Annotated in this window: 10 protein-coding genes, 1 tRNA gene, 1 rRNA gene and 4 pseudogenes; 12 read left to right on the top strand and 4 right to left on the bottom strand. The window is 66.8% G+C overall.

Features of this window, described 5'->3' with window-relative positions; all coding sequences use genetic code 11:
- The first annotated feature begins 337 nt into the window (after positions 1-337).
- The 8 genes from ABB55_RS22480 (at position 338) to ABB55_RS22445 (ending at position 7,990) form a co-directional block, all read left to right on the top strand.
- Complete coding sequence (locus ABB55_RS22480; protein ID WP_054360817.1) at positions 338-925, top strand: thioredoxin family protein; 588 nt, start codon at positions 338-340, stop codon at positions 923-925.
- Positions 926-1,001: 76 nt separating this feature from the next.
- A complete protein-coding gene (locus ABB55_RS22475; RefSeq protein ID WP_054360816.1) occupies positions 1,002-2,630 on the top strand; it encodes an FAD-dependent oxidoreductase in 1,629 nt (542 codons plus the stop codon).
- On the top strand, positions 2,627-2,956 hold the full coding sequence (locus ABB55_RS22470; RefSeq protein WP_054360815.1) for a 4Fe-4S dicluster domain-containing protein: 330 nt from the start codon (positions 2,627-2,629) through the stop codon (positions 2,954-2,956). The genes ABB55_RS22475 and ABB55_RS22470 overlap by 4 nt, the downstream gene beginning before the upstream one ends.
- A 17-nt stretch (positions 2,957-2,973) precedes the next feature.
- Positions 2,974-3,801: an ABC transporter ATP-binding protein gene (locus ABB55_RS22465; protein ID WP_054360814.1), complete on the top strand. Its 828-nt coding sequence runs from the start codon at positions 2,974-2,976 to the stop codon at positions 3,799-3,801.
- An 11-nt stretch (positions 3,802-3,812) separates the two neighbouring features.
- Positions 3,813-4,670: an ABC transporter permease gene (locus tag ABB55_RS22460; protein WP_054360813.1), complete on the top strand. Its 858-nt coding sequence runs from the start codon at positions 3,813-3,815 to the stop codon at positions 4,668-4,670.
- A gap of 38 nt (positions 4,671-4,708) precedes the next feature.
- Entirely contained in the window at positions 4,709-5,728 is a 1,020-nt protein-coding gene (locus ABB55_RS22455) for an aliphatic sulfonate ABC transporter substrate-binding protein (protein ID WP_054360812.1), read from the top strand.
- 274 nt (positions 5,729-6,002) lie between these two features.
- Entirely contained in the window at positions 6,003-6,326 is a 324-nt protein-coding gene (locus tag ABB55_RS22450) for a 4Fe-4S dicluster domain-containing protein (RefSeq protein WP_054360811.1), read from the top strand.
- An 11-nt stretch (positions 6,327-6,337) separates the two neighbouring features.
- Entirely contained in the window at positions 6,338-7,990 is a 1,653-nt protein-coding gene (locus tag ABB55_RS22445) for an FAD-dependent oxidoreductase (RefSeq protein WP_054360810.1), read from the top strand.
- A gap of 220 nt (positions 7,991-8,210) precedes the next feature.
- On the opposite strand, the pseudogene ABB55_RS29210 reads toward ABB55_RS22445, so the two are convergent.
- Positions 8,211-8,558 (bottom strand): annotated as a pseudogene (locus ABB55_RS29210) (transposase family protein); the annotation flags it as partial.
- A 102-nt stretch (positions 8,559-8,660) separates the two neighbouring features.
- Positions 8,661-8,762, bottom strand: a pseudogene (locus ABB55_RS30995) (IS481 family transposase); the annotation flags it as partial.
- A 205-nt stretch (positions 8,763-8,967) separates the two neighbouring features.
- On the opposite strand from ABB55_RS30995, the gene ABB55_RS30505 reads away from it, so the two are divergent.
- The 4 genes and pseudogenes from ABB55_RS30505 to ABB55_RS31320 form a co-directional block, all read left to right on the top strand.
- The gene (locus ABB55_RS30505) at positions 8,968-9,693 is read left to right on the top strand and encodes a hypothetical protein (protein ID WP_160321295.1); all 726 of its coding nucleotides are present in this window, start codon (positions 8,968-8,970) and stop codon (positions 9,691-9,693) included.
- A gap of 137 nt (positions 9,694-9,830) precedes the next feature.
- Positions 9,831-10,127, top strand: a pseudogene (locus ABB55_RS31325) (helix-turn-helix domain-containing protein); the annotation flags it as partial.
- 188 nt (positions 10,128-10,315) lie between these two features.
- On the top strand, positions 10,316-10,954 hold the full coding sequence (locus ABB55_RS30990) for a hypothetical protein (RefSeq protein ID WP_054360808.1): 639 nt from the start codon (positions 10,316-10,318) through the stop codon (positions 10,952-10,954).
- A gap of 2 nt (positions 10,955-10,956) precedes the next feature.
- Positions 10,957-11,004, top strand: a pseudogene (locus ABB55_RS31320) (hypothetical protein); the annotation flags it as partial.
- 589 nt (positions 11,005-11,593) lie between these two features.
- Here the strand turns inward: ABB55_RS31320 and ABB55_RS22430 are convergent.
- Positions 11,594-11,670: transfer RNA gene (locus tag ABB55_RS22430), tRNA-Met, on the bottom strand.
- Positions 11,671-11,759: 89 nt separating this feature from the next.
- Positions 11,760-11,874 (bottom strand): 5S ribosomal RNA (gene rrf, locus ABB55_RS22425).
- Positions 11,875-11,945 lie beyond the last annotated feature (71 nt).

Raw genomic sequence — 11,945 nt, 5'->3', positions numbered from 1 at the left:
CCGGGCGGCACGCCAGACATCGGGTCGCTCGATCACCCGATAAAACTTATGGATTTTAATTGCAATGGACTTGTGCGTCTTGGATCGGCGGCCCCGCACAAGGTCACCAAGCCCCTCCGACATGCCGGTTCCGGTCTGCCGTTCGACTAGAATGTTGTCTGGAACCGGGCGGCCAATTGGACCCCCTGGGCAGGCGGCGCATCGAAAGAACTTTTCCTGCCGGCCCTCGGCAAGAGAATTCTGTGCTTATAAAATCTACCGATATTATGTATAATTTCTCACGCCTTCGACGCCCCGGTCCTGCCGGGAGCCTTCGCCTGCAACGGGGACACCCACGATGCCCAAGACCGAATCGAACCCGATCAAGCTCGGAACGCCCGCGGCGGACTTCCTGCTCCCCGACGCGGACGGACGGCTGCACAAGCTCGCCGATTTCGGTGCCAAGCCGGCCCTGCTCGTCGCCTTCATCTCCAATCGGTGCCCCTTCGTGCTGCTGATCCGCGAGCGCTTCGCGGCGCTTGCGAAGGAATACGCCGCCCAGGGCCTGCAGGTCGTCGCCATCAACGCGAACGACCCGGTCGATCATCCGGAGGAGACGCTCGCGCGGCTCGGTGAAGAGGCCGCCGCCCAGGGCTACGACTTCCCCTACCTCAAGGATCTGTCCCAGGACGTGGCGAAGGCCTATGGGGCCGCCTGCACGCCGGACTTCTTCCTGTTCGATGCCGAGCGCAAGCTCGCCTATCACGGTCAGTTCGACGATGCGCGGCCCGGTAACGGCAAGGCGGTGACCGGGGCGGACCTTGCCGCCGCCATCGCGACCGTGCTGGCCGGAAAGGGCGTGCCGGACCGGCAGATCCCGTCGATCGGCTGCAACATCAAGTGGACCGCCGGCAACGAGCCGGTCGGCCTGTCCAGCGCAGCCTGAAGCCGACCCGACCGGCGACGCCGCCGCCCGGCGTCGCCCCATCGCCCTCGCAGCGTCTCCATCCGGATCTTCGCGCATGGCCGTCCGTTCCGCATCGACAGGTTCCGATCGCCTCCAGGCCGACGTGCTCGTGATCGGCGGCGGTCCGGCCGGCGCCTGGGCCGCCTTCTCGGCGGCGCAGGCCGGCGCCAAGGTGGTGCTGGCCGACAAGGGCTATTTCGGCACGTCCGGCGCCACCGCCCCGTCCAACACGGGCACCTGGTGCGTGCCGCCCGGCGAGGGGCGGGCCCATGTCGTCGAGCGGCGCTGGCAGCGCACGGGCGGCCTGGCCGAACCGCGCTGGATGACGCGCTGCGTCGATCGCGCCTATGAGAGCCTGCTGCGGCTGGTCGAATGGGGCTACCCGTTCCCGACCGACGACACCGGGCAGCTCTACATCGCCAACCTGCGCGGCCCGGACTACATGCGGTTCATGCGCCGCCAGGTCCAGAAGGCCGGCGTCGTCATCCTGGACCATCACCCGGTCCTGGAACTGCTGTCCGACGGCGAGGCCGTGACCGGGGCGGCCGGCATCGTCCGGGCGACCGGGGCGGATTGGACGATCGATGCCGGCGCGGTCGTCCTGGCGACCGGCGGCGTCGCCTTCTTTGAGCGCATCCTCGGCGGCACGGGCCTGACCGGCGACGGCTACCTGATGGCCGTCGAGGCCGGCGCGTCGCTGTCGGGCATGGAATTCACCGGCAAATACTCGCTCGCGCCGATGAATTCGTCGCTCAACAAGGGTCTGCCCTTCCGCTGGGCCTCCTTCTTCGGCCCGGACGGCCGGCCGCTCCTCGATCGGGACGGCCATCCGCTGCAGAACGGCATCGGCGCGGCCGAAAAGGACGTTGCCCGCGCCCTCATCCGCGGCCCCGTCCTCGCCCGGCTCGATCTCGCCGACGAAGCGCTGCAGGACTGGCTCCTGAAGGGCCAGCCCAACTGCTTCCTGCCCTACCAGCGCGCCGGCATCGATCCGTTCCGCGACCTCTTCGAGGTGACCCTCAAGGCCGAGGGCACGGTGCGCGGCTCCGGCGGCATCCGGCTGGCCACCGACGACTGCGGGGTTGGCGTGCCCGGCCTCTACGCGGCCGGCGACGCGGCGACCCGCGAACTGATGGCCGGCGCGAGTTCGGGCGGCGGCGCCATCAACGCATCCTGGGCGATCGCGAGCGGCTGGTGGTCCGGCCACGGCGCCGCCCAGCATGCCCGCCGTCGCTGCGCCGCAGCCGCCTTCCGCCACCAGTCGAAACCGCTCGGCCGGGCCGGCCTGCGCCCGTCGGCGGCCGCGCGGCCGGTCGACCAGGCCGCGGTCGTCGAGGCTGTCCGCTCCGAGGTGATCCCGCTCGACCGCAACTATTTCCGCAACGGCCCCCATCTGGACGCCGCGCTTGCCCGTCTCGACGGCGTCTGGGACGAGGTCTCCGGCCATCTCGTCGGCGAGGGCCGCGACCGGCTGCGCGCTCGCGAGGTCGCCGCGGTGACGGCGAGCGCCCGCTGGTCCGTCGCCGCTGCCGCAGCCCGCGGCGAATCCCGCGGCATGCATCGCCGCACCGATCGGCCGGAGACCGACCCGGCCTCGGCGCGACGCCTGATCGTCGACGGCCTCGATGTCGTCGCCGTGCGGCCCGAGGCCGAAGCCGTGATCGCCGGGGAGCGCGCATCGTGATCGAGATCGTCTCCGAACAACGCTGCATCCGCTGCGACATCTGCGAACGCGTCTGCCCGGCCTTCGTGTTCGACCGCGACGACGAGGGCCTGCCGGTGATCGCCCGCCAGGACGACTGCCAGACCTGCTACCTCTGCGAGATCTACTGCCCGACGGACGCGCTCTTCGTTGCCGAACGCGCCGACGGCCCGACCGGCATCACGCTGGCAGAAGTCGAGGCGCGCGGGCTGTTCGGAACCTATGCGCGCGCCCTCGGCTGGAGCCGCGGCCGCGCCGGCGGCACCGAAGCCGATCCGACCCACCGCCTGCGCGTCGCCCAGGTCTGACCCCGAGGAGAGCCCCCATGGACCGCATCCGCCTGGAGGATGTCCGCAAGACCTTCACGCTGAAGGCCGGCCAGACGGTTTCGCTCGGTGGCGTGCCGACCAACCGCATCCCGGTTCTCTCCGGCGTCGACCTGACCATTCGCAAGGGCGAGTTCGTCACTCTGGCCGGCCCGAGCGGCTCGGGGAAATCGGTGCTGCTCGACATCATCGGCGGGCTGACCGAGGCCTCGTCCGGAACCGCCTATGTGGGCGCCACCCCGGTGACCCGGCCGGATCCGTCGACAGCCTACGTGTTCCAGCAATATGCCCTGTTTCCCTGGCGGACGGCGCAGCAGAACATCGAGTTCGCGCTGGAGGTTCGCGGCGTGCCAAAGGCGGAGCGGCGCGAGCGGGCGCGCCGCTATCTGGCGCTGTTCGGCCTGCGCGGCTTCGAGGATCGCTATCCCGCCCAGCTCTCCGGCGGCATGCAGCAGCGGGTCGCGATCGCGCGCGCGCTCTCGACCGATCCGGAGGTCCTCCTGATGGACGAGCCCTTCGCCGCGCTCGACGCGCAGACCCGCGACATCCTGCAGGGCGAACTGCTGCGCATCTGGGACGAGATCAAGACCACCATCGTCTTCGTCACCCACTCGATCGACGAGGCGGTCTATCTCGCCGATCGGGTCGTGGTGATGACCGCCCGGCCGGGCACCGTGAAGGAGATCATCGAGATCGACCTGCCACGGCCACGCGACCTCGAAATCCGCAACACCGCCGCCTTCGCGCGCCTTCGCGGGCGCGTCTGGGAGGTGCTGCGCGACGAAGTGACCAAGGCCCAGCGCGACTGGCAGATCGCCGCCCACTGAGGAAAGCCCACATGAGCGTGACCTCCGAGAACCGCACCCACGACGCCGCCGCCTTCTCGCTGTGGCGCCACCGCTTCGCGTTCCCGATCCGCATGGGAAGTGGCCTCGCCACGATCCTGAAGGGCGTGCCGCTGCTGGTCGTCTTCTTCGCCTTCTGGGAGGCGGCGCCGCGGCTTGGGCTGCTCAATCCGATCTTCTTCCCGCCGCTCAGCGTCGTCGTGGAGGCCTGGCTGGAGATGATCCGGACCGGCGTGCTCGGCCGCAACATCGGCATCAGCCTGCAGCGCGCGACCCTCGGCTTCGCGCTGGCGGTCGCCGTCGCCCTGCCGCTCGGGGTGCTGATGGGGCGCTATGCGCGCTTCGAGCAGCTGACCGACCTGATGGTGCAGACGCTGCGCAACACCTCGCAGTTCGCCCTGCTCCCGGTCTTCATCATGCTGCTCGGCATCGGCGAAGCCTCCAAGGTGGCGATCTGCTTCTATGCCTCGGTCTTCTTCCTGCTCGTGAACACCATCTCGGGCGTCAAGTCGGTCGATCCGCTCTTCCTCAAGGCCGCCCGCTCCATGGGGGCCTCCGATCTCGACATCTTCGTCAAGGTGATCCTGCCGGCCAGCATCCCGTCGATCGCCGCCGGGGCGCGTCTCGCCGTCAAGGCCTCGATCGTGGCCGTGATCGGCGCCGAGATGCTAGCGGCGCAATCCGGGCTCGGCTACCTGATCCACCAGTCGCAACTGATGATGGAAACGCCCGACATGTATGCGGGCATCCTCACGCTGACCTTCATCGGTCTCGCCGTGAACTACCTGCTCGTCGCGCTGGAGGCGCGCGCCACCGCCTGGCGCGGCCAGGCCGAGGGCGCCCCGCACTGAAGTCCCGACATCCGTTCGCAAGAACCGAAGGATCCGCCATGTCCACGACCCGCCTCTCCCGCCGCGCGGTTGCCGCCGGCCTCCTCGCCCTTGCCGCCATCCCCGGCCTCGCGGCCGGGGCCGCCCGGGCCGCCGACAAGCCGGAGGTCATCCGGATCGGCTCGACCGCCCCAGGCCATCTGAAGTTCGTCCTGTTCCGCAATCTCGGCCTCCTGACGAAGGCCTTCGAGAAGGACGGCATCAAGGTGGAGTTCCTGACCTTCAACGGCGGCGCGGAAGCCGCCACGGCGGTCGCGACCGGGGCGATCGAATTCATCTACACCGGCAACAACCCGGCGCTGCGCCTCGGCGCCAGCGGTGCCGACGTGAAGGCGATCGGTCTGTCGAGCTGGGTGCCGTCGACCGAGACCATCGTGGTGGTGCGCGCCGATAGCCCGATCAAGTCCCTCGCCGACCTCAAGGGCCGGAAAGTCGCCTATCTGACCGGAACCGTGCGCCACTCGGTCTTCAGCAAGGCCCTGAAGACCGTCGGTCTGGCGACGAGCGATGTCGAGAACCTCAATCTCGGCATCGAATCCTCCGGCCCGGCGCTGGTGCGCGGCGACATCGACGCCATCGTGGAATCCCGCGGGACGGTGCAGAAGCTCGTCGACGCCGGCGGGGCGAAGCTGCTCTACGATGCCTCCGATAAGGCCGAATGGGCCGCGCCCTACATCATCACCGTCAACGGCGCCTTCGCGCGCAACCATCCGGGCCTCGTCACCCGCCTGATCGCCGAAGACATCAAGCTCGCGGGCTGGGTCGACAAGAATCCGGAGGAGACCATCAAGCGCTTCGTCGCCGAGACCAAGAGCTCCGAGAAGGCGGTCCGCGAGACCTACGACAAGGGCCAGTTCTGGCAGAACCCGGAGATCACCGAGGCCGCCGTCAAGGCGCTGAAGGATGAGGAGGCCTTCATGGCCGAAGCCAAGCTCATCAAGGGCAAGGTCGACTATGCCAAATGGATCGACCGCAGCTTCCTCGAAACCGCCCTCAAGGACATCGGCGCCGGCAACTGACCGCGGCTGCGCCCCGGTTCCCGATCGCCGCGGCGCGTGATCGGGACCGGGGCGACCGTAAGGCCCCCGTCACCCGGCTTTCGAGGAAGCGTCGGAGTCTGCCCCGCCGCCGCGGATCTGCAAAGTAACCGCCTCCGTCGATCTTCGCCGGAGGCGCTGTCATTTGGATATACTCATGTCATACCTCTTACTTTGTAAGCATTAAAACCGTCTTTCCCGAACAAAATAGACCGCTATCGTCCTGTTCACGACATCGACGACCAGCGAGGACTTCATGATTGAACTGATCGTTGCCGACCGTTGCACGGGATGCGGCAAATGCATCGAGGTCTGCCCGAACGATGTGTTCGCCGGCTTCGAGGGTGATCAGCCGACGATCGCGCGGCGCGGCGACTGCCACACCTGCTTTCTCTGCGAACTCTATTGTCCGGTCGATGCCATCTATGTCTCGCCGCTGGCCGATCGCGAGCCCGGCCTGACCGAGGCTTCGATCGTCGCCTCGGGGTTCCTCGGCCATTTCGCCCGTGCCAACGGCTGGCGCGCCGGCCGCCCACTGCGCGAACCGGCCCGTCCGGCCGCACCGACCAACGCAGCCTGAGGAGGCTCTCCATGACCGAAGCCGCATTCGCCTCCGATCTGCACACGGACGGCAGCGCCGATCTTGTTCTGGAAGCCGACGTTCTCGTGGTCGGCGGCAGCCTTGCAGGCTGCTGGACGGCCCTCGCCGCCCGTGCCGCGGGCGCGAAGGTCGTCCTGGTCGAAAAGGGTTGGACCGGGACCGCCGGGGTCGTGGCCGCCGCCAATGTCGGCGGCTACTCGGTCGCCCCGGATGCTGCTTCGGCAGAGCGTCGCCGCATCGTGGAGGCCCGCCACGATGCCGCCGAGGGTCTCGACGACCTCGTCCATGTCGAACGCGTCTATGCGGAGGCGCACCGGGCCTATGCGGCCCTGGAGGCGCTCGGCTTCCGCTGGGACGCCAGGGCCAATGCGGGCGCGCGGTTCGGCCGCTTCATCGGCCCCTATACGCTGCATGTCCTGCGTGGTGCGCTCGAACGGGCCGGCGTCCGCCTGCTCGACCATGCGCCGGCCCTCGAACTCCTCGCCCACGACGGCGCCGTCGCAGGCGCGGCCGGGATCGAGCGCAAGACCGGCCGTACCTGGGCCGTCCGAGCCGGTGCGGTGGTCCTGGCGACCGGCGCGACTGCCTTCCTGTCCGGCGCGATGGGCACGCATGGCGTGGTCGGCGACGGCTATCTCCTCGCAGGCGAGGCCGGCGCGACCTTCTCGGGCCTGGAATTCTCCACGCTCTACGGCTTCGCCCCGAAGGGCAGCCCGAGCACCAAGGGCTGGTGGACGAATTCCGCGAGCTGGTTCGACGCGGCCGGACGCCCCCTCGGCGCCGCCTCCGGGCGCGGCGGCATGGCCGAGATCGCGCGCGCCGTCCTGGAGACCGGCGGCATCCAGGCGATCATCGACCGCGGCCCCGACGGCTTTGAGGCTTTCTCGCGTCTCAATCACCCGAACACGTTCCAGTATTTCGACCGGCTCGGCATCGATCCGTTCCGCCAGCGCTTTGCCGTCCAGATGATTTACGAAGGCCATATCCGCGCGGTCGGCGGCGTCGTGGTCGACGACGCCTGCTCGACCGGCATTGCCGGCCTCTATGCGGCCGGCGACCTGACCGACCGCAGCCGGTTGACCGGCGCCGCCATGTGCGGCGCCGGACCGGCCGTCGCCTGGTGCTTCGCCTCCGGCGAATGGGCCGGCCGCGCGGCCGCGCAGCATGCCCGCGCCCGCACCGATCGCCCCGCCCGGCTCGAAGCCCTCGGCCGCGTCGGCCTGCGCTTCGGCACAGGCGGTCGGAACCGGCCGGACGAGGTCCGCACGGCAGTGCGCTCCGAGATCCTGCCCCTCGAAAAGACCTACTTCAAGACGACCACCAGCCTCGAGCGCAGCCGGACCACCCTCGACTCGCTCTGGGACCGCAGCGCTGCCGGCTTCCGCACGCAGACTGCCGACGACGTTCTCAAGGCTCGGGAGGCCGCCGCGCTGGTCGCCGCGGCTCGCCTTCAGACCGTTGCGTCCCTTGTCCGCAAAGAATCGAGAGGACTGCACCGGCTAGAAGATCACCCGGTATCGGAAGGGCGGATGGCTCGGCCGGTGCTCCTATCGGGACTGGACACGATCGCATCCGATTGGTCGCGCGAGCCGCGCATGGCGGTTCAGAACTTCGGAACTCTCTCCAACGCACCGCATCCGTGATTTCCGGATCGCAGAGGCGGTTTCGGTCGATGCGTCGACGATCCAGCCGGACGGCACGGATTGGCAATCTCGCGGCCGAAGACGGCCGCAGGCACGGCGCTTTGAGATGCGCGACCGACGGCAGCGCATCGTATTGCGAACTGCGCAACGCCCCGGGCTGTTTGGCACCTGGAGTGGGCCCCTGTCGCCGGACAGAGATCAGGCGGCAGGGGCCCACTCCACGATCAATGGCCACGTAAAGGTACAGATTGCCCCCGGCGGTCTGCACCTCGGTGATATCGATACGGAAAAGGTCGATCGGGTAGGATTTGAACCGCATCTTCGGCTCCTTGTCTCCACCCACCTTCGACTGTCGGCTGATGCCATGTCGATGAAGACAGCGGTGCAGGGACGAGCGCGTCAGATGCGGGATCGTTGCCTGAAGAGCGTAGAGGCAGTCGTCGAGCGGCCGGAGGGTATGTCGGCGGAAGGCGACAATCACCGCTTCCCCATCGATCGAAAAAACCGTCGATGTTGGCGCCCTCGGGCCAGTTGGCCGATCCGTGGCCGAGGTCCGCTTCTTCCACTTAGAGCATCACCCGATCTGAAGGGATCGGATGATGCTCTGCATGTTTTTGTTTGCGCAAGCTTTTTCCGATCAGAGCGGCCCGCTCTGATCGGACCTTGCTCTAGCGACGGTCTTCTGGTTGATCCCGTGACGCTTCGCCGGCGTCTTCAGGATCTCTTGATTGTGCTGTATTACTCGACGGGCAGTCGGTGTCGTCGTGGCGATCCCATGACAAACGCGGCCCTAACGCATCCTTCCAATTTCGCGAAAAGAGTACTCCCTAATATTCCGATATAAAACACATGTCATTCAAACCTCCGCGCTATTAAAATAAATTATTAAACGCTCTGTTGACCCCAATAGACGTTATATAATTGCTGGACTCATGGCGCTTTAATTTATTTACGTGAATAGCGGCGGGCAATTAACTATGGAGATTCGTTCCGTACCGGAACCGATCGTAGCAGCCATCTCGGCGTTAATCCGGAGTACCGACGCCGAGCTGTTGTCGGAACTGTGCCGAGACTACCTGGACTTGGTTTGGTCTTCGGGTGTGGCGCAGGATGGAAGCGAGGCGGCTCGCTTGTGGCAGGAATTGGCGGCGGAGAAGGAGCCGTCGAGCCGGGCGTCGAAGGACCTCGAGCGGCTGTCGAGAACCGCCGACCCGCTCGATACGACACCCCTGGGAGAGGGCGCGCGGCGCGTGTTCGTTCTGGCCGTGAAGCGCGAACTCGGCAATCGGTCGGGCCGTGCGCGGAACATCGAGAGCCCGGGCGGCCGGTCATGGGCAGACCTCGACGATGCCGAACGAGCCGTCGTCCGTGCCGTGGCGCTGCAGCTCGCCGAGCAGTACCGGCCACGACGCCATCGCGGACGGCCGCGCAAGGATGTTCTGGACACGCTGATCCTGGGATTCGCCGACCTCTTCGCGCGCGCAAGCCGCGACGATCGGCATCTCGAAGAGCTCGGCTACTCAGTGCACGCGCGGTTCGTCCGCTTTGCACATCTGCTTCTGTGTCCGCTGGCCGGCCCCGGGCGTGCATTCGACTTATCCGAAGTGTCCCTGATCGCTGTTTCCAGACGTTGGGAGCGTCTGGCCCTCGCCGATCGCAAGCGCAGACGGGCGATGGACGAGGCGTCGACCGGCAATTCCTGACCTCGATTGATTTTTGGGTCCCTGCACGAGGCGTCCGCCGCCGTCACTGTCTGTCCTGTTGTGACCGGCGAGGACCGGTTCGGGACGAGGCATGGCGAGACGGTCCGAGGAACGAGGAACGACCAGGCGATGGCCCGATGCGCCGGGGGCCATCGATTCTGCCGTTCCGTCTTGTCTCGAAGTTCTGGTCCGACACTTGGCCCGGCTGGTCGCTCGCGACCTGGTCGATCACGCGACCGCCAAGAAGGAAGACCTCTCCGATGACAGCCAAACCCGCGGCGGGTGAACGGCCCCGCCTGCTGACGCTCGTGCAAGCCACCGCCATCCTGAACTGCTCGGTCAAGACGCTCCGCCGTCGGATTGCAGCCGGTGACCTGCCTGTCGTGCGCGACGGACGCCTCCCGCGCATCCACCCGGACGATTTGCGCCGGTATGTTCTCGGCCGCAGGATTCTTGACCAGTCCCGATCACAACAGGACATCAAATTATCTGTTTTCACGTGCCTTCCCGACTATGAACCAATAGTATTGCGGATGTATTTAACTGGATCATCGTCACGATTTGACGTATATGTTCACCAGATTCTTCACGAGAGCACTTGTGTCCAACCGGATCTCCAACGATGGACTTTTATTATACCGCTTCCGGCGCCGATCCGCTTCGCCCCGAAGGCATCCTCACCCTCGATGACATTCGCGCCAAGATCGGCGAAGCCACCCAAGACCCGGCCCGCCGCGATGCGCTGCCGGCTTTTCGAGTGATCGCCGAACGGGCCCACATCGATCTGGCATCGGTGCCGGCAAGCGCTTCCGGCGTGCGCCGGCTGTTCCATGATATCGGCCCTACCGATCTCGGCGTCAGCGGGCGTCGATACGCCAACATCCGGTCTCTCATCGCCGGCGCGGTGGGACAATTCGGAATGCGGCGGCGCCAATTGACCAAGGACGCCCCGATCGGAACGGAATGGATCGCCCTTCTGGACAGCGTCGAGCGTGCTTCCGACCGATGGGCCCTTTCCCGCCTTGCCCGATACGGCACGGCAATGCAGGTCGAACCCGAGGCTGTGGATGCCGAGACGCTCCGCGGCTTTGTCGAAGCCATGGATGCGGAGGCGATGATCAAGGACCCTCGTCGCCATCTCAAACACACGATCGCGATCTGGAACATGTGCGCCAAACGCATTCCTGACTGGCCCACCGTGCGCCTCGCATCCTTCTCTCAGGCAAGCTCCGCTGCGGCTGCTGTGCCGGCCCCTATGTAGTCATCAGCAAGGAGCGGTTCGGCTGCGCCAAGCGGCACCGGCAGGGTACTTGCGAGAACGGCGTGACGATCCGGCGGGAAGAGATCGAAGCGCGCGTCCTGAGCGGCCTGAAGGAGCGCCTGCTCGCGCCGGATCTGCTCGCCGCCTTCGTCGAGGAGGTCCGACGCGAAGTCGAAGCCATGCGAACCAAGGCGCGGGACAGGTCTCGTGATCGCGACCGCCGCCTCGCCGAGACGCGGCGCAAGATCTCCGGTCTGCTCGCCGCGATCGAGGACGGGCTCTACGAGCCCTCATTCAAGCAGCGGTTGGCCGACCTGCGCGCCGAAGAGGTTGAACTTCTTCGCGCCGATACGGACGACGTTGCCGCTTCCCTGTTCACGTTGCTTGGCCACCCGAAGCTCGCGGAGGCTTATCGTCGCAAAGTCGAAGTGTTGGAAGCGGCACTCGACGGGCCGGAGGCCCTGGAAGCACGCGAGCTGATCCGGTCGATGATCGCCGGCATCGAGCTGACGCCACGATCCGGGAACGACCTGGCTGCGGGGCTGACGGGCGAACTCGCGACGACCCTGGCGCTTTCTGCGGAGGCGGCCCGGACAACGCAAAACGCCCCGTGCTTTGGGCACGGGGCGTCGAACGTTTTGGTTGCGGGGGCCAGATTTGAACTGACGACCTTCAGGTTATGAGCCTGACGAGCTACCGGGCTGCTCCACCCCGCGGGATGGGAGGGTTTTGTCCAGCGAGTTTGTGCTGGGTGTTGTGGAGAGAAGGTTTGGGAGAGAGGTTTGGTGTGTTTCGTGCTTTGCAGGCCTGGCAGCGACCGACTCTCCCGCGTCTTGAGACGAAGTACCATGGGCGCTGGGGGGTTTGACGGCCGAGTTCGGAATGGGATCGGGTATGGGCCCCCCGCTGGAACCACCAGGCCAGCGAAGCACGAAAGGGTTTTCTCGGGGTTTGCCTTCGGCAGTGTCGCATGGGCATTGGCGCCGGGAGC

It is taken from the genome of Prosthecodimorpha hirschii (assembly GCF_001305515.1).
In the GTDB taxonomy this organism is placed as follows: domain Bacteria; phylum Pseudomonadota; class Alphaproteobacteria; order Rhizobiales; family Ancalomicrobiaceae; genus Prosthecodimorpha; species Prosthecodimorpha hirschii.
This window is presented reverse-complemented; position numbering and strand designations above follow the sequence as displayed.

Bases quoted from the DNA above. Each gene is read 5' to 3' on its own strand.
- ABB55_RS22460 (WP_054360813.1), top strand. From the start codon at position 3,813: ATGAGCGTGACCTCCGAGAACCGCACCCACGACGCCGCCGCCTTCTCG.
- ABB55_RS22475 (WP_054360816.1), top strand. From the start codon at position 1,002: ATGGCCGTCCGTTCCGCATCGACAGGTTCCGATCGCCTCCAGGCCGAC.
- ABB55_RS30990 (WP_054360808.1), top strand. From the start codon at position 10,316: ATGGACTTTTATTATACCGCTTCCGGCGCCGATCCGCTTCGCCCCGAA.
- ABB55_RS22465 (WP_054360814.1), top strand. From the start codon at position 2,974: ATGGACCGCATCCGCCTGGAGGATGTCCGCAAGACCTTCACGCTGAAG.
- ABB55_RS30505 (WP_160321295.1), top strand. From the start codon at position 8,968: ATGGAGATTCGTTCCGTACCGGAACCGATCGTAGCAGCCATCTCGGCG.
- ABB55_RS22455 (WP_054360812.1), top strand. From the start codon at position 4,709: ATGTCCACGACCCGCCTCTCCCGCCGCGCGGTTGCCGCCGGCCTCCTC.
- ABB55_RS22445 (WP_054360810.1), top strand. From the start codon at position 6,338: ATGACCGAAGCCGCATTCGCCTCCGATCTGCACACGGACGGCAGCGCC.
- ABB55_RS22450 (WP_054360811.1), top strand. From the start codon at position 6,003: ATGATTGAACTGATCGTTGCCGACCGTTGCACGGGATGCGGCAAATGC.
- ABB55_RS22480 (WP_054360817.1), top strand. From the start codon at position 338: ATGCCCAAGACCGAATCGAACCCGATCAAGCTCGGAACGCCCGCGGCG.